Below are 16,975 nucleotides of genomic sequence, written 5' to 3' on the forward strand. Positions count from 1 at the left end.
CGCCTGGCTCAGCGACCAGGGAGCTTCTTCAGTGCGCTCGCGACCACGTGCCTCGCGGATGCCGCGGCCCGGCCGACGACCTCGGCGGTGTGCGCCGCCGAATCCGAGAGGATCGAGCCGACACCCTCGTCCGCGTCTTCGGTCTCATCGCTCAGGAACGGCACGATCCAGTCGTCGACTTCGTCCAGCGGCGCTGCCGAGAGGCTGTAGTAGCGATGCTGGCCCTCTTCGCGCACCGACACCAGTTCGGCGTCGCGCAGCACCTTGAGGTGCTTCGACACGGTCGGCTGGCTCACTCCTAGCTCCTGCACGATGTGCGAGACGCTCGTACCCCGCTGTCCCGTGGTCGCGCGATCGAGAAGCAGCTGCAGGATCTCGCGACGGGTGCCGTCCGCGATCACGTCGAAGATGTCCGCCATGTGCTTAGGTTAGTCGCGCGCCCGCCGCAGTACCATGACAGGGCTCGACGAGCGGCGGCGCGCTCGTCGGGCGAAGCGAGCCGGAAGGGGTCGGCGGATGGCGGTGAGCCCCGGTGCGCCCCGGCGTTCCCGCTCGGTCCGCTCCTGGTTCTCCGACGCATTCGATGCGTTCCGAGACCTGACGACAGCATCCCCCGCCCGCTTCGCGGTCGGGGTGTTCCTCATCCTGATCCTGCTGTTCACGGCCCTGTTCTCACTGCCTGGCGCCACGGCCAGCGGCCAGCAGGCCCCGTTCGCGGATGCGCTGTTCACGGCCGTATCCACGATCTGCGTCACGGGCCTGTCCACCGTCGACATGGGCACGTTCTGGTCGCCCCTCGGGCAGGTGTTCGTGTTCGTCGGCGTGCAGGTCGGCGCGCTGGGGGTGCTTACCCTCGCCTCGATCCTCGGGCTCATCATCTCCAAGCGGCTGGGGCTGCGCGCGAAGCTGATCGCCGCGGGCGACACGAACCCGCTCCGCGCCCACGGCGGTCCGGTCAACGAAGGTCAGACCGTGCGGCTCGGCGAGGTCGGCCAGCTGCTGACCACCGTCGCCCTCTCGACCCTCGTGATCGAGGCGGTCCTCGCGGTGCTCCTGTACCCCTCGCTCATCATCGCCGGCGTAAGCCCGCTCGTGGCCCTGTGGGAGGCGCCCTTCTACGCCGCGATGGCGTTCACCAACACCGGCTTCAGCCCCAACGCGGGGGGACTCGCCCCGTTCGCGACCGACTACTTCATGCTCACCGTGCTCATGGCGGGTGTCTTCCTCGGGTCGATCGGCTTCCCCGTCATCTACACGCTGTCGCGCCACTACTGGCACGTGCGCCGGTGGTCGCTGCACGCCAAGCTCACCCTGATCACCACGATCGTGCTCTTCATCGCGGGGGCAGGGGCATTCCTGCTCCTGGAGTTCAACAATCCGAAGACCTTCGGGGGCATGAACGCGTGGGACACGGTCTTCCAATCGTTCTTCCTGTCGGCGATGACACGGTCGGGCGGATTCTCCGTCATCGACATCGGCGATCTGAACGGGTCGTCGCTGGTCGTCGGGTCGATGCTGATGTTCGTCGGCGGCGGTTCGGCCTCGACTGCGGGAGGCATCAAGGTCACGACCCTCGCCGTCCTCGCGCTCGCGGTCTTCTCCGAGGCCAAGGGGCGGCCGTCGGTCGAGGCCTTCGGGCGGCGGATCCCGAGCGACGTGCAGCGCGTGGCATTGTCGGTCGTGGCGTGGGGCGCGACGATCGTCGCCCTCTCGACCATCACGATCGCCCAGATCTCGCAGCGTCCGATCGAGATGGTGCTGTTCGACGTCATCTCCGGATTCGCGACCGTGGGACTTTCGACCGGACTCACCTCCGAGCTCACCGACCCGGCGATCTACGTCATGGCGCTGACGATGTTCATGGGTCGCGTTGGTACTGTGACTCTGGCCGCGGCCGTCGCCGCGTCCTCTCGTTCCCAGCTGTACTCATTGCCCGTGGAAAGGCCGATCGTTGGTTGAGCAGATCCGCGGCGATGCGCCGGTACTGGTCATCGGTCTCGGCCGGTTCGGCGCCGCGTGCGCGGGCGAGCTCGATCGGCTCGACCGCGACGTCCTGGCCATCGACGAGAACCTCGACCTCGTGCAGAAGTGGTCGGAGCGAGTCACCCACGCCGTCCAGGCCGACGCGAAGAACATCGACGCCCTCTCGCAGATCGGTGCGTCCGACTTCCAGGTCGCCGTTGTCGCCGTCGGCTCGTCGATCGAGGCGTCGGTGCTCATCACCGCGAACCTCGTCGACCTGAAAGTGCCGCAGATCTGGGCGAAGGCGGTCTCGCAGTCGCACGGCAAGATCCTCGCCCGCGTCGGCGCGAACCATGTCATCTACCCCGAGCGCGAAGCCGGTGAGCGTGTCGCGCACCTGGTCAGCGGCCGGATGCTGGACTTCATCCGCTTCGACGACGACTTCGTGCTCGCCAAGATGTACCCGCCCAAGTTCATCCGCGGACGCGGTCTCATGGAATCCGGTGTGCGCACCAAGTTCAACGTGACCGTGGTGGGAGTCAAGAGCCCTGGCAAGCCGTTCCGCTACGCCGAAGCCGACACGGTCGTGACCAACCACGACCTCATCATCGTGTCGGGCACGAACGTCGACATCGAGCGGTTCGCCGCACTCGACCGCTGATCCCGACCGGCCGCTTCACGCCGCCTTGTCCAGATCGGCAACGGTGCGCAGAGGGTGGGAGAGCGGTCGCTCATGTTCGGCGAACTCCGGATCTTCGATCCAGGACTTGGTCTTGGCCACCTGGTAGATGATGAGGCCGTACGCCGCCTTCGCGACGATGTCCGCGATCGAGTATCCGACCTGCTTCCACACCCATCCGTCGGCACCGAGGTCGAGGGCGGGCAGGAGGTACGCGATCGGGTAGACCCCCCAGCTCAGCACCAGCAGGAAGCGCAGGCGGCTGAGGGTGCCCCGTACTTCTACGGGCTGCAGCGCGAGTGATTTGCTCAACTGGATGAACAGGACGTAGAGGATGAAGAAGAACGGGATGGACGAGAGGACGCCGAAGACCGTCCGCACGCCGAGGTCACCGCTCACCTCACCCGGGTAGCCCAGCGCGATCATCAGAATGGCGGCCGGGACGAGCTGGAGCAGCAGCCGGTTCTGCATCTTGCGGGCCAGTGCCAGCACGGCGATCAGTTCCACCAGCAGAAGCGGAACGGTGAGCAGCCAGTCGACGTAGCGGTAGCCCTCGTTGAACCCGATTCCCGCGACTTGGGCGTATCCGTCGGAGCCGCCCACTGAGTCAGTGGCGAACGCGGCGTTGAACGAGTCGAAGATGCGGAAGTAGTGGTACACCGCGATTCCGCACACGATCAGGGCGATCGTGACGGCTGGTCGATAGCGCGGCAGTACGCGCGGAAGAGAGACGAGAAGGAAGATCGCCGTGAACAGCTGCGCGGCGATCACGAGCGAGAGAGCGTTGTAAACCGTCGAGAACTGGGCGGCAGTGAGGAGGTCGGGAATCACGTCGTACTCCTTGTCACAGGTGTCGTGCCGAATCGGATGATCCGCATTAGTGAAGTCACTATAACAGTTACTAACTAAGTTAGAAGCTGTCACAGTAAATTCCTCATGGCCCGCGTACACTGGCACCGGGCGAGGTGGAAATGACGGGTCACGAAGAGCGCTCGTATCGGCTCGATGCCTTCCCGGCAGCGGCGATACGCTTCTCGCGAGCGCTCGATCGCAACCGTGAACGAATCGCCGAAGAAGAGGGCCTCTCGGCGAGCGAGCTGCGCGCCCTGTTCTACATCGGCGAACACGTCAGCGTGACCCCTAAGCAGCTCGCCGAGCACATGCACGTGACGACCGCGGCCGTCACCTTCATCTCACGCCGCCTCGTAGAAAGAGATCTGCTCCATCGCGTCGATCATCCCGGCGATCGGCGGAGCATCTTCCTCGAGCTGACCCCGCGTGCTCACGCCGCGATGGAACGCATTCATTCCGACTTCGCAACGATGGTCTCTCGCGCGACGGCTCATCTCGACCACCGCCAGGTCGAAGAGTTCACCGACTATCTGGGCTCCGTCGCCACGGCGATCGCAGAGCACACCGCGCTCATCGCGGGAGCCAGAAGTGCGGCGACGCTCTGAGACGGAGCCCTGACGCCGCGATCCGCGGGTCAGCCGGCGCCGAGCTCGCGGGCCCGGGCGAGCGCCGCATCCGTCGCCGACTCGAACACGACGTCGAGCCGGGCGTTCTGCAGCACCGCGACCGCCCGCTCGGTCGTGCCCTTGGGGCTCGTCACCCTGCGTCGCAGTTCCGCGGGATCTTCTCCGGATGCCTCGAGCAGCGACGCTGCGCCGATGAAGGTCTGCTCGACCATGAGTCGCGCCTGAGCGCCGTCGAAGCCCTTGCCCTTCGCGGCCTTGGTGAGCTCCTCCATCAGGAGGAACACGTAGGCGGGGCCTGAACCCGAGATCGTCGACAATGCATCGATGTGCGACTCGGGCACCTCGATGACCACTCCGACCGTCTCGAACAGGCGTCGAACGACCGCGACCTCGGCAGGGACGACCCCGCCTGCGGCGGCGATACCGGTGACCGCCTTGCCGACGAGCGCCGGGGTGTTGGGCATGGAGCGCACGACCGCGATCCGCTCGCCCAGGATGGCCTGGAAGGTCGCGATCGTCACGCCTGCGGCGAGGCTCACCACGATCGTGCCGGGCCGCAGCGCGGGAGCGATCTCGCGGAGCAGATCGGGCACCATCGCCGGCTTCACGCCGATGAGCACGATGTCGGCCGAGGCCACAGCATCCCTGTTCCCGTCCGGATGCGTCTCGAGCGCGATGCTCGTGACGCCGTCGAGGCCGGCGAGGCCGACGGCCTTCTCTGCGGAACGGTTGGTGACGGTGAGACCGTCGCGCGCAAGCCCCGACGCGACGAGGCCGTGCACGATCGCCCCGCCCATCGAGCCGGCGCCGAGGATCGCGATCGGCGGGAGGAGGGCGGCGTCTGCGGTGTTCATGGGCGCCATCCTACGGCGGGCGTCGCCCACGCCGAGGGCGCACCCTCGGCGCCTCGGGCTCGCGGTCTATAGTCGGAATCGGGGAGCGCGGCGGCTCCCGGTCACCCGACGGAGGAACGCTTCCATGACTCTTTTCGACGGCATCACGGCACGCGTTCTCGACACCCCGCGTCTGACCGTCGGCATCCTCGAGCGGGCGGGCGATGACCCGGCCACTCCGAGTGAGCGCACACTCGTACTGATCCACGGCAACGTGTCGTCATCGCTGTTCTGGCAGGAGCTGATGGAGGACCTGCCCGCCGACCTCCGGGTGATCGCGATCGACCTGCGGGGTTTCGGGGCGACCGAGCACGCTCCGATCGACGCCACGCGGGGCCTGCGGGACTTCAGCGACGACATCCACGCGAGTCTCAAGGCGCTCGAGATCCCGTCGGCGCACCTCGTGGGATGGTCGATGGGCGGCGGTGTCGTGCTGCAGTACGCGCTCGAGCATCCCGCCCTCAGCCTCACGCTGCAGGCACCCGTCTCGCCCTACGGCTTCGGCGGCACGCGGCGCGACGGCACACGACTGACCGACGACGATGCGGGTGTCGGCGGCGGCGGCGCGAACCCCGACTTCGTGCAGCGTCTGACCGACGGTGACGCCTCCGACGAGGCGCAGACCTCGCCGCGCAGCGTCTTCCGCTCGGGGTACGTCTCATCGCAGTACACGACCGACCACGAGGACGTCTGGGTGGAGGCGATGCTGACGACCTCGACGGCCGAGGGCAACTACCCCGGTGACGGGGTCGCGAGCGAGAACTGGCCGGGGTTCGCAGCGGGCGCGTCCGGCGTGCTGAACACGATGGCGCCGAAGTACTTCAACGTGTCGGGCATCGTCGATCTCGCCGACAAGCCGCCGATCCTCTGGGTGCACGGCACGGCGGACGCGATCGTGTCGGACGCCTCGTTCTATGACCTGAACTACCTCGGGCAGCTGGGCATCATCCCTGGGTGGCCCGGCGAAGAGATCGCTCCTGCCCAGCTCATGGTCACCCAGACTCGAGATGTGCTGGACGCCTACGCCGCCGCGGGCGGGCAGGTCACCGAGCTGAACCTCGAGGGCGTCGGACATGCGCCGCATCTGGAGCGCCCCGCCGAAGTGCGCCAGGCGCTGCTGCAGGTGATCGGGTATGTCGGTATGGCCGCCGATCCGGCGCCGCCGACCGAGGCGATCATCATCCCCTCGTCCGACTGAATCGCGCAGGGTCGGTACTCTCTTCCCATGAGTGCATCCGGCGGCAACAGGGCGATCATCGCGGCTTTCCTGGCGAACATGGGCATCGCGCTGGCGAAGTTCATCGCGTGGTTCCTGTCGGGGTCGGCATCGATGCTCGCGGAGGCCATCCACTCCGTCGCCGATTCGGGCAATCAGCTGCTGCTCCTGTTCGGGGGACGCCAATCCAGGAAGGCCGCCGACAAAGAGCATCCGTTCGGCCACGGTCGCGAACGGTACGTGTACGCGTTCGTCGTGTCGATCATCCTGTTCTCGGTCGGCGGGGTGTTCTCGATCTACGAGGGCGTCGACAAGCTCATCCACCCGCACGCGCTCGAGAACATCTGGATCCCGATCGCCGTGCTCGTGATCGCGATCGGGCTCGAGAGCTTCTCGCTGCGGACTGCCATCACGGAGAGCAACCACATCCGCGGGAAGGGCCAGTCGTGGGTGTCGTTCGTGCGCCACGCAAAGGCGCCCGAACTCCCGGTCGTGCTGCTCGAAGACGTCGCGGCCCTGATCGGCCTCACGTTCGCCCTCTTCGGCGTCGGCCTCACCGCGATCACCGGCGACTCTGTCTGGGACGCCGTGGGGACGCTCGCGATCGGCACGCTGCTGATCCTGGTGGCGATCACGCTCGGCATCGAGACCAAGAGCCTGCTCGTGGGCGAGGGGGCGACGGATGCTGATCACGGCCTGATCGTCACCGCCATCGAGAACGGGCCCGAGGTGCAGAAGCTCATCCACCTCAAGACGCTATATTTGGGCCCGGACGAACTGCTCGTGGCCGCCAAAGTCGGCTTCGCCGCAGAGAAGAGCTTCGCCGACGTCGCGGCCGAGATCGACACTGTCGAAACGCGCATCCGCGCCGCTGTCCCGGCCGCCACCGTCATCTATCTGGAACCCGATATCTATCGCCGCCCGCCTGAGGCCGGCCCGCCGACGGAATCGGTCGTCATCTCGTCCTCCGACTGACGAGGCAACGGCCCGGCCTGGCAGGCTGGAGGCATGGAGTACTGCACCTTCACCGAGCCCCAGCAGGGTTTCAGCTACGACGAGATCCTCGCCTTCGCGCTCGCGACCGAGCGCGCCGGGTTCGACGGATACTTCCGCTCGGACCACTACATGCGGATGGGCGACGGCGATCCGCTTCCCGGTCCGACCGACGCCTGGACGACGCTGGCCGGTCTCGCGCGCGAGACGAGCCGGATCCGCCTGGGCACACTCGTATCCTCCGCGACGCACCGATTCCCCGCGGTGCTCGCGATCCAGGTCGCTCAGGTCGACGCGATGTCGGGCGGACGGATCGAACTGGGCCTCGGAACGGGGTGGTTCGAAGCGGAGCACCGGGCCTACGGCATCCCGTTCCCGTCTCGCCGGTTCGACATCTTCGAGGAGCAGCTCGCGATCATCACGGGCCTGTGGGCGACCCCCATCGGCGAGACGTTCGACTTCACCGGCGCGCACTACGAACTCGCGGGCGCTCCCGCGCTGCCCAAGCCGCTGCAGGAGCGGGTGCCGATCATCATCGGCGGCGCTGGCGCGAAGCGCACCCCCGAGCTGGCCGCCCGGTTCGCGACGGAGTACAACATCGGCTTCGTCCCCGAGCACGAGATCGCCGCGGCGTTCGCGCGCGTGCGCGCCGCGTGCGAACGGGTGGGCCGCGACCCTGGCACGCTCCACCTGTCGGTGGCTCTGCCGACGATCGCCGCGCCCGACGAGGCGACACTGAGCCGTCGTGCCGAGGCCACCGGTAAGAGCCTCGACGAGTTCCGCGACGGCACGAACATCTGCGGCGACGCCGACGAGGTCATCGCCAAGGTCGAGCGCCTGATCGCGCTGGGCGCGCAGCGCGTGTACTTCCAGACCGTCGATGCGCGCGATCTCGAGCAGACCGCGTACCTCGGTAGTGAGGTGCTGCCCAGGCTTCCGCGCCGCCCCGCGGTGATCGAGTAGGCGCGCCAGCGCCGTACCGCGATCGAAGCCGACGCGGTACGTCGGTTCGAGGGGTCTCGATACGCTCGCTGGCGCTCGCTACTCGACCACCGCGGCTCGCAAGCTCGCTACTCGACCACCGCCGCTCGCAAGCTCGCTACTCGACCACCGCGGGTCGCTGGCGCTACTCGACCACCGCGGGTCAGCGACGGGCAGCGAAGAACGTGCGGAGCAGGGCGGATGCCTCGTCCTCGCGCACCCCACCGACCACCTCCGCGCGGGTCGGGAGGCGACGGTCGCGGACCACGTCGTAGACCGAGCCGACGGCGCCGGCCTTCTCGTCCCACGCGCCGAAGACGATCCGCGAGACGTGCGCCTGCAGCGCCGCCCCCGCGCACATCAGGCACGGCTCGAGCGTGACCACGAGCGTGCACCCCTCGAGGTTCCATGAGCCGAGGGATGCTGCGGCCGCCCGCAGCGCGACGACCTCCGCGTGCGCCGTGGGGTCGTGGGTGAGTTCGCGGGCATTTCGTCCTTCGCCGAGCACCGTGCCCACAGCATCCGTCACCACTGCTCCGACGGGGATCTCATCGCTGCGCGCGGCCTCTGCCGCCAGCGACAGGGCGCGCGCCATCGCGCGATCATCCTCCGCGGTCACCGGCAATCCCACGCTGCCAGCGTAGGGCGCGGCGCGTGCCCTAACCTGAGCGTATGCGTGTGCACGTGGCCGATCACCCCCTCATCACCCACAAGTTGACCGTGCTGCGCGACGAGCGCACCTCATCGCCGGTTTTCCGTCAGCTCGCAGAGGAGCTCGTGACACTGCTGGCCTATGAGGCCACCCGGAACGTCGCGGTCGAGCCGATCGAGATCCGAACTCCGGTCACGACGACGATGGGGGTGCGCATCAGCGAGCCCCGCCCGTTGGTCGTCCCGATCCTGCGTGCCGGGCTCGGGATGCTCGAGGGCATGGTCAAGCTGCTTCCGAGCGCCGAGGTCGGATTCCTCGGCATGGCGCGCAACGAAGAGACCCTCGAGCCGACCACCTACGCGGAGCGGCTTCCCGAAGACCTCAGCGACCGACAGTGCTTCGTGCTCGACCCGATGCTCGCGACCGGCGGATCACTCGGCGCCGCGATGGAGTTCCTCTTCCGGCGCGGTGCGCGGGATGTCACGGCGATCTGCCTCCTCGCCGCGCCCGAAGGCGTCGCGGCGATCGAGAAGCAGGTTCAAGGACACGACGTCACGCTCGTGCTCGGCGCGCTCGATGAGCGCCTGAACGAGAAGGGCTACATCGTGCCCGGGCTCGGCGACGCCGGCGACCGGCTCTACGGCACGGTCTAGCCGAATCGAGGGCCGACGGGCGAAATCGAAGGCTGACGGGCGAAATCGCAGGCCGACGGGCGAAGGAGTGCCGCGGCATCCATCCCTCGCCGAACGGATGCCGCGGCGTGCGCCTGAGCGCGTGGTCAGCGTACGTGGGCAATCTGGATCGACCTAAGGGGTTGACATCCGCGGACGGATTGTCAACAAAATCCGGGCGATCGAGGGCGCTGCGTGCGGTCAGACTTCCGGGTCGATGAGCGGAGTCGTCGGCGAACGCCGCCCGGTCTCCTGCTCCCAGAACTCGAGCTGCTGAGTGAGGGCCTTGGCGAGCTCGAACACCTGCTCGGGAGGAATGCGGATGCGGCTGACCACCCGGGCGGGAACGACCGTGCGGTGCTCGCCGGTCTCGGGGTCGACCTCTTCGCGGGGCGGCTGGGCGAGGGTGACGAAGTCCATCACGAACACGGTGGGAGTGTGCCATACGTTCGCGAAGTCGGCGTAGGCGCCTCCGATCAGCTCCGGCGGAAGGTCGATTTCGAACTGCCTGGCATCGTCGGCCATGGAGGCCTCCCCTCGTCGGCGCAAGTCTATGCGGCGCCCGCCAACAGCGGGCTCTCGCGCGGCGTCTGGGCAGCCGGCGCCAAGACGAGCCGGGCGAACCCGCTCAATCGCGCAACGCCCTCCGGAGTGCGCGGCAGATCGTCGAGCAGCCCGGGCGAGTAGACCAGGTACGCCGCGTGCTTGGCCCGCGAGATCGCGACGTTGAGCCGGTTGCGCAGCAGCAGGAACTCCAGACCGCGGGGTGCGTCCCGACCGGCCGAGGCGGCCAGGGTGACGATCGCGACGACCGCCTCCTGGCCCTGGAAACGATCGACCGTGCCGACCGGGACCTGGTCGAACCCGGCGCGCGCGAGCGCCTCTTCGACCACGACCTGCTGCGCGTTGTACGGCGTGACGACGATCAAGTCGCTTTGCACGAGCGAGCGCGGAGGCAGGACGGTGACGCTCTCATCGGTGGTCACCGCATCCGACCACGCCCTTCCGAGCAGCTCACGCACGACCCCCACCACCGCCTCGGCCTCTTCCGGCGACTGGGTCGCGTTGCCGTGGTGACGGACCGGAAGGGTGCGGAGCCCGGGCGCAACCCCCTCGAGCGTGCGCAGCTCGGTCGACGGATGCGACGCCAGCTCGCCCGCGTACGACAGGCGCGAAACCGGTGCGGCGACGCGCGGATGCATGCGCCAGGTGCGGGCCAGGAAATACCCCATGTCGCGCGGGATGACGTCGGCGCCGTCCATGACCCACCCGAGGGCAGAGGTGTCGACCGGCTCGGGGTGCGTGCCCTGGCTGACCTGCGGCAGCTGCTGCGGGTCGCCGAGCAGCAGCAGGCGCGGCGAGGCCAGCGATACGGCGATCGTGGAGGCGAGCGAGAACTGCCCGGCCTCGTCGATCACGAGTAGGTCGAGCGAGTCGCGCGGCACGCGCCCCTCGTGGCTGAAGTCCCACGCCGTACCGCCCACGACGAAGCCGGTGCCGGCATGCTCCTGCGTGAACGCCGCCAGCCCGTTCTTCGGCAGCGGTGTGAACGGCATCCCGGTCGCCGTCGCATCTTTGGGCGCCTTGCCCACCTGCGCCGCAGGCACGCCCGCCTCGACCACGCGGGCGAGCATGTTCTCGACGACCGCGTGCGACTGGGCGACGACGCCGACCTTGAACCCGCGTTCCGCGACCAGCCTGGCGATCACGTGCGAGCCGACGTACGTCTTGCCCGTGCCGGGAGGGCCCTGCACCGCGAGATAGCTGCGGTCGAGATCGACGAGGCTGCGCACGATCGCGTCGACCTCGCCTCCGGGCGCCGCGGGCGCGAGGGTGCCGGAGAACGTGCGGGGAGGATGCCGGAGCAGGATGTCGGTCGCCGGATCGGCCGGAAGCTCAGGCGACGCGGCGGCCACAGCATCCGCCCACGCGTCGATCGCCTTCTGCTGGTTACCCGCCGCTGGCGGTGACGGCGGCGTGATCGCGATCGGGAGCTCGGGCCAGGTGACCTCCTGGATCGCCAACTCTTCGATGATGGCCCCGTCATCGAGCACGTCGACGACCTTGGCGCGATGATCGGCGTGGATCCATCGCGGCGAGGGTGTGAAAGGGAACGGGGCGGGAAGGTCGTAGATGAGCGAAGGCTCGGAGCCCACGGTCAGTCGTGTGCCCGGCGCGAGCTCACCGCGCAATTCGATGAGCCGCCGATCGGTGCGCTGACCCTCTTCGCGGTGCCAGTCTTCGAGCACCCGGCACAGCCCGGCGTTCAGGACGACGACATCGCGCGAGTCTTCCCACACCGACACCGGCTCGCGCAGCCGCAGGAAGTGCGTCGCCCAGAACGTCTTCGCCTCGCGCGGGTAATAGTCGATCGCCGCAGCGCCCAGGCGCAGCGCGCGATCTTCCGCCGAGTCGGCGGGGTGCTCGGCGGCCAGGCGATTCAACTGCACCGACCGCGGCGAGGGTTCGTACGAGTTCTCCCCCGGCTCGGAATCCGGCGAGGGGCGAAGCCCCGCCTCGCGCGCGCGGGCGACGAGCCAGTTGCGCAGCCGCCGCGTCGACACGCAGTCGTAGCGGTTGTAGTCGGCCAGATCGTCGAGGATCTCCTGCGCCTCGGCCGTGCGTCCATCGTCACCGAGCGCGCGCGCCTGGACGTACCGCACGATCGAGTCGTCGCCCTTCTGCACGTCGCTCGTGCGCACCTCGGTGCCCATATAGAGCGGTTCGAGCTTCTTGATCGAGTACGAGCGCGATCCGACCCGCAGCGCCCGCCGGACGATCGGGTACAGGTCGACGAAGACACCGTCGCGCAGCAGCCGGTCGACGTCGCCCTCGCGTACGCCGTGCCGCGCCGCCATGGCGAGCAGGTGCGCGGTCTCGTACGGGGCGTAGTGGTAGATGTGCATGCCGGGATGCTGCTGCCGCAGCAGATTCACGGTGTCGAGAAAGGTCTCGAGTGCGCCGCGCTCCTCGGCGAACGAGTGAGCCCACAGGGCGCTGTACTGCTCGCGGACGTCGACCCAGCCGAAGAGATAGTCGATGCCCCACGATGTGGTGTCGCCCGCTGCGGCGCCCTCCGTGTAGAGCGGGTCGCCCTCGAAGTCGAAGAAGATGTCGCCGGCGTCTGGCAGCGGAAGGGCACCCAGCGCTGTCGGGGCGACGACCTCATAGGTCGGGATCGCGGGGGGCCCCGCCGAGGCCGCGGGGGTCGCGGGCGCCACGAGCGGGGGGATTCCGGCCGGGCTCTCGCGCTGCAGCCTTGCCTGTGTGCGCAGCATCGCGAACACGTCGGGATTCATGCCGCGCGCGGGCTCGACAGCGTCGGCGAGCTGGTCGAGGGTCGTGATGCCCGCGGCGCGCAGGCGCTCGCGCTGCACGGGGCGCATGCCGGCGACCAGCAGCAGATCACGGGATGCCACGACCTCGGCGTCGCACGTCGCGCACCGGCCGCACGCGATGACGCCGAGCTCGCCGCGTTCGTCGCTCCACGCGATCGGCGCTTCTGCCGCGCCGAGTTCGAGCCGGCGGTCGGCGACCAGGGCGCGAAGCCGCTCGCGGCGCAGGCCGAAGACGGGGAGCAGGTCGTCGGCGGCGTGCGTGCTCACAGTTCCGTCGCCCAGCAGCAGCTCGACGCGATCCGAGCGCGGCACCTCCAAGCGATCCAGCTGATCGGCATATGCCGCGAGCTGCATGAGCGCGGTGACGCGAGCGTGACGGGCGAGTTTGCTGTCTTGGACGATCCAGCGACCGTCTTCGTCGCGGGTCAGGAAGTCGGCGAAGCCGACGAAGTCGGGTGTCGCGAACGTGGCTTGGTAGATCACGTCGGCGTCGGACGCCAGCGCGGCGATCGTCAGGGCGACGGAGTCGGCGAGAGCCGCAGCATCCGAGGACCTCGTCTCAGGGATCTCGATGACACCCGCGCCGAACCGCTCGCGGTACGCGGCGAGCACGCGAAGCTCGTGGGCGATACCGAGGGTGCCTGCGCGGGCCAGAGTGAGATCTTCCGCCTCCTCCACAGCAGCCACTCGCCCGAGCTTCGCGTCGATCGCGCGCAGCCAGGCGAATTCGCACTCGGCAGCGGCCTTGAGGTCGCTCGCACTCCAGACGATCCGCCCCTCGTCCTCGATGTATCGCATGGATCCCTTCCGTCTCGACGACGATAGCCGTCGTGCCCGACATCGGCGTCGGGCGGGGCGCCTCGACCCGCGCCTCCGCTGCAGGACTTCGGAGATCTGCAGTTCTTCGGGAGCCCGCCCGGCACAACGCCCCGAAGAACTGCAGATCGCCGAAATCGCGAGAGGCACCTTGCGTGATCGAGTAGGCGCGCCAGCGCTTTGCCCCCGCGGAGATCGAGTAGGCGCGCTAGCGCTTTGCCCCCGCGGAGATCGAGTAGGCGCGCCAGCGCCGTATCGAGATCACGGCTCGCGTACTACGTCGGTTCGGCGGATCTCGATACGCTCGCAAGCTCGCTCCTCGATCACCGCGGGGGCTCGCTGGCGCTCGCTGGCGCTCGCTACTCGATCACCGCGGCGCACCGTGGCCTGCCACACTGGGGACATGAGCACCAGCTTCGAGAGCGCGTACCGTCACGGGTTCGCGCGGGTCGCGGCATGCACGATCCCCGTCGCGATCGCCGATCCGGCGGCGAACGCCGAGGCGATCCTCGCCACGGCCCGCGAGTGCGACGCTGACGCCGTGGCCGTCGCGGTCTTCCCCGAGCTGTGCCTCACGGGGTACGCGATCGACGACCTCGTGCTGCAGGATGCTGTGCTGGGCGCCGTCGAGGCCTCCATCGCGCGGCTGGTCGAGGCATCCGAAGAGCTCTTCACGATGCTCGTGGTGGGCGCGCCGCTGCGACACCGCAACCGCCTCTACAACTGCGCGGTCGTGATCCACCGCGGAGAGCTGCTCGGGGTCGTGCCGAAGTCGTACCTCCCCACCTACCGCGAGTTCTACGAACGGCGCTGGTACGCGCCCGGCGACGATCAGCGCGGCGCAGACATCCGGATCGGCGACATCCGCATCGGCGCACTCGAGGCGCCGTTCGGTTCTGATCTGCTGTTCGAAGCGCTCGACGTGCCGGGCCTGGTCGTCCACGCGGAGGTCTGCGAAGACGTCTGGGTGCCGATCCCGCCGTCGTCTGCCGCTGCCCTCGCGGGCGCCACTGTGCTGCTGAATCTCTCCGGCAGCCCGATCACGATCGCGCGCGCCGAAGACCGCAAAGACCTCTGCCAGTCGCAGTCGCTGCGGTGCCTCGCCGCCTACGCCTACGCGGCGGCCGGGCTCGGCGAGTCGACGAATGACCTGTCGTGGGACGGTCAGACGATGATCTACGAGGGCGGACTGCTGCTGGATGAGACCGAGCGGTTCCCCGACGGCCCCCGCCGGAGCGTCGCCGACATCGACCTCGATCGCCTCCGACAGGATCGCCTTCGCCAGGGCACGTTCGACGACAACCGCCGCACGTACGACCCGCAGTTCCGCACCGTGCACTTCCAGCTCGACCCGCCCGGCGGCGACATCGGCCTGCGCCGGTCGCTCGACCGCTTCCCCTACGTGCCCGACGACCCTGCACGCCTCGCGCAGGACTGCTACGAGGCGTTCAGCATCCAGGTCGCAGGCCTCGTCCAGCGCCTGCGCGCGATCGGCGACCCCAAGCCCGTGATCGGCGTGAGCGGCGGGCTCGACTCCACCCATGCGCTGCTCGTGATCGCGCGGGCCATGGACCGCATGGGCCGGCCGCGCAGCGACATCCTCGCCTACACGATGCCCGGGTTTGCGACTTCGGAGCACACGAAGTCCAACGCGATTGCCCTCGCCGAGGCGATGGGTGCGTCGATACAGGCGATCGACATCCGGCCCGCGGCATCCGAGATGCTCGCGAAGATCGGGCACCCGTTCGCCGACGGAGAGCCGGTGCACGACGTCACGTTCGAGAACGTGCAGGCCGGCCTGCGCACCGACTACCTCTTCCGCCTCGCGAACCAGAACGGCGGCATCGTCGTCGGCACGTCCGACCTGTCGGAACTCGCTCTGGGCTGGGCGACCTACGGCGTCGGCGATCAGATGAGCCATTACGCCGTGAACGCGGGCGTGCCGAAGACCCTGATCCAGCATCTGATCCGCTGGGTGATCGCGGAGGGGCAGGGAGTGGATGCTGCGGCCGCCGCTGTCCTCCAGTCCGTGCTCGACACCGAGATCAGCCCCGAGCTCGTGCCGGCCGGGCAGGACGGGAAGATGCAGTCCACCGAAGATCGGATCGGGCCGTACGCCCTGCACGACTTCGCCCTGTTCCACCTCGTCCGCTACGGGCTGCGTCCGTCGAAGATCGCCTTCCTCGCGTCGCACGCATGGCGAGATGCGGATGCCGGAGCCTGGCCCCCCGGATTCCCCGACGAAGACCGCTACGCGTACGACCTGCCGACCGTCGCGAAATGGCTCGAGGTGTTCCTCCGTCGTTTCTTCGCGTTCGCGCAGTTCAAGCGCTCCGCGATCCCGAACGGGCCCAAGGTCTCGCCCGCCGGGTCGCTCTCGCCGCGCGGCGACTGGCGTGCGCCGTCGGACGGCAACGCCGAGGTGTGGATCGCCGAGCTCAAGGCCGCGCTGCCCGCTGAATTCTTCGCGCGGTAGCGCGATTCGTTGATCGAGTAGCGAGCGCCAGCGAGCGTATCGAGATCCGCCGCACCGACGTACTACGCAGGCCCAAGGGATCTCGATACGCTCGCAAGCTCGCTACTCGATCACCGCAGAGGGCCGGCGCTGGCGCGCCTACTCGATCACCGCCGTGGGCCGGCGCTGGCGCGCCTACTCGATCACCGCCGCCGGAGGCTCGCGGGCCGAGCGCGTCCGCTCAGGCGAACGGGCGATCCTGATGCAGACCGACCCGGTCGGGGATGTCGAAGGGCAGCCCGGGCAGCCACGACGACGGCTCGGGCCACGGCCGCGACGAGGGCAGAACTGTCAGCAGCGTCCGCAGCGCAGCATCCCGTGATGTCGTCGGAGCATGCGCGGGAAGCACCCGGCGCGGTGCGCGATGCCCGAGAGCGCCGCACCACCAGTGCCGCCAGGTGGACTGGACCTGGTCGGGGTCGAGCACGATGTAGTAGTCGGGCATGATCGCGTCGCCCGACTCGAATTGCGCGAGCGCGGTCTCGACCTCCAGTTCGAGCGTGCCGAGCGTCGCGCGCTCCTCGTACAGCTCGACCCACGCTGCGGCGACATGCTCGAGCGGGTCTGCGTCGTGGATGATCCACGTCGTGCCCGCCGCAGCGATCCGACGCGCGGCGACGGCGGGATCGGTGCCGCGCAGAGAGAGGGTCTCGATGCCCGGGATGCCGTCGAGCGTCGCCATCGCGTCGCCCGACGCCGCTCCGACCACGGCTACGACGGTGCCTGTGCTCGATGTGTGCGCCATGCTCCAGCGTAGAACGGCTGCTGTTGCATGCGGATG

The 16,975-nt window shown here is 68.7% G+C and carries 15 protein-coding genes; 8 read left to right on the top strand and 7 right to left on the bottom strand.

What is annotated here, in order from left to right; translation table 11 throughout:
- Positions 1-8 precede the first annotated feature (8 nt).
- On the bottom strand, positions 9-419 hold the full coding sequence (locus ACFE6Z_RS09920) for an ArsR/SmtB family transcription factor (protein ID WP_375385027.1): 411 nt from the start codon (positions 417-419) through the stop codon (positions 9-11).
- 97 nt (positions 420-516) lie between these two features.
- Here ACFE6Z_RS09920 and ACFE6Z_RS09925 point away from each other — a divergent pair, with 97 nt between their 5' ends.
- Together ACFE6Z_RS09925 and ACFE6Z_RS09930 are read left to right on the top strand one after the other, a co-directional pair.
- On the top strand, positions 517-1,959 hold the full coding sequence (locus ACFE6Z_RS09925) for a TrkH family potassium uptake protein (protein WP_375385028.1): 1,443 nt from the start codon (positions 517-519) through the stop codon (positions 1,957-1,959).
- Complete coding sequence (locus ACFE6Z_RS09930; protein WP_375385029.1) at positions 1,952-2,623, top strand: potassium channel family protein; 672 nt, start codon at positions 1,952-1,954, stop codon at positions 2,621-2,623. Before ACFE6Z_RS09925 ends, ACFE6Z_RS09930 begins: the two co-directional genes overlap by 8 nt.
- A 15-nt stretch (positions 2,624-2,638) precedes the next feature.
- Here the strand turns inward: ACFE6Z_RS09930 and ACFE6Z_RS09935 are convergent, their stop codons facing one another.
- Complete coding sequence (locus tag ACFE6Z_RS09935) at positions 2,639-3,472, bottom strand: bacteriorhodopsin-like (RefSeq protein WP_375385030.1); 834 nt, start codon at positions 3,470-3,472, stop codon at positions 2,639-2,641.
- Positions 3,473-3,612: 140 nt separating this feature from the next.
- On the opposite strand from ACFE6Z_RS09935, the gene ACFE6Z_RS09940 reads away from it, so the two are divergent.
- On the top strand, positions 3,613-4,098 hold the full coding sequence (locus ACFE6Z_RS09940; RefSeq protein WP_375385031.1) for a MarR family winged helix-turn-helix transcriptional regulator: 486 nt from the start codon (positions 3,613-3,615) through the stop codon (positions 4,096-4,098).
- Positions 4,099-4,127: 29 nt separating this feature from the next.
- On the opposite strand, the gene proC is transcribed toward ACFE6Z_RS09940, so the two are convergent.
- The gene (gene proC, locus ACFE6Z_RS09945) at positions 4,128-4,973 is read right to left on the bottom strand and encodes a pyrroline-5-carboxylate reductase (protein WP_375385032.1); all 846 of its coding nucleotides are present in this window, start codon (positions 4,971-4,973) and stop codon (positions 4,128-4,130) included.
- 124 nt (positions 4,974-5,097) lie between these two features.
- Between proC and ACFE6Z_RS09950 the strand changes: the two genes are divergently transcribed.
- From ACFE6Z_RS09950 to ACFE6Z_RS09960, 3 genes are read left to right on the top strand one after another with little or no spacing between them, the layout of a single operon-like run.
- The gene (locus ACFE6Z_RS09950) at positions 5,098-6,210 is read left to right on the top strand and encodes an alpha/beta fold hydrolase (protein WP_375385033.1); all 1,113 of its coding nucleotides are present in this window, start codon (positions 5,098-5,100) and stop codon (positions 6,208-6,210) included.
- 27 nt (positions 6,211-6,237) lie between these two features.
- Positions 6,238-7,203: a cation diffusion facilitator family transporter gene (locus tag ACFE6Z_RS09955; RefSeq protein ID WP_375385034.1), complete on the top strand. Its 966-nt coding sequence runs from the start codon at positions 6,238-6,240 to the stop codon at positions 7,201-7,203.
- Between the two features lie 33 nt (positions 7,204-7,236).
- Positions 7,237-8,184: an LLM class F420-dependent oxidoreductase gene (locus tag ACFE6Z_RS09960; protein ID WP_375385035.1), complete on the top strand. Its 948-nt coding sequence runs from the start codon at positions 7,237-7,239 to the stop codon at positions 8,182-8,184.
- A 181-nt stretch (positions 8,185-8,365) separates the two neighbouring features.
- On the opposite strand, the gene ACFE6Z_RS09965 is transcribed toward ACFE6Z_RS09960, so the two are convergent.
- Entirely contained in the window at positions 8,366-8,797 is a 432-nt protein-coding gene (locus ACFE6Z_RS09965) for a nucleoside deaminase (RefSeq protein ID WP_375385352.1), read from the bottom strand.
- Positions 8,798-8,874: 77 nt separating this feature from the next.
- On the opposite strand from ACFE6Z_RS09965, the gene upp reads away from it, so the two are divergent.
- On the top strand, positions 8,875-9,507 hold the full coding sequence (gene upp, locus ACFE6Z_RS09970; RefSeq protein ID WP_375385036.1) for a uracil phosphoribosyltransferase: 633 nt from the start codon (positions 8,875-8,877) through the stop codon (positions 9,505-9,507).
- A gap of 219 nt (positions 9,508-9,726) precedes the next feature.
- On the opposite strand, the gene ACFE6Z_RS09975 is transcribed toward upp, so the two are convergent.
- Together ACFE6Z_RS09975 and ACFE6Z_RS09980 are read right to left on the bottom strand one after the other, a co-directional pair.
- On the bottom strand, positions 9,727-10,050 hold the full coding sequence (locus ACFE6Z_RS09975) for a DUF3467 domain-containing protein (RefSeq protein WP_375385037.1): 324 nt from the start codon (positions 10,048-10,050) through the stop codon (positions 9,727-9,729).
- Positions 10,051-10,076: 26 nt separating this feature from the next.
- Positions 10,077-13,661: a TM0106 family RecB-like putative nuclease gene (locus tag ACFE6Z_RS09980; protein ID WP_375385038.1), complete on the bottom strand. Its 3,585-nt coding sequence runs from the start codon at positions 13,659-13,661 to the stop codon at positions 10,077-10,079.
- A gap of 421 nt (positions 13,662-14,082) precedes the next feature.
- Here ACFE6Z_RS09980 and ACFE6Z_RS09985 point away from each other — a divergent pair, with 421 nt between their 5' ends.
- A complete protein-coding gene (locus tag ACFE6Z_RS09985) occupies positions 14,083-16,155 on the top strand; it encodes an NAD(+) synthase (RefSeq protein WP_375385039.1) in 2,073 nt (690 codons plus the stop codon).
- A gap of 220 nt (positions 16,156-16,375) precedes the next feature.
- Here ACFE6Z_RS09985 and ACFE6Z_RS09990 read toward each other — a convergent pair whose 3' ends face one another.
- Positions 16,376-16,939, bottom strand: a complete 564-nt coding sequence (locus tag ACFE6Z_RS09990; protein WP_375385040.1) for a hypothetical protein — start codon at positions 16,937-16,939, stop codon at positions 16,376-16,378.
- Between the last annotated feature and the right edge of the window lie 36 nt (positions 16,940-16,975).

Source organism: uncultured Microbacterium sp. (assembly GCF_964244775.1).
GTDB lineage: Bacteria > Actinomycetota > Actinomycetes > Actinomycetales > Microbacteriaceae > Microbacterium.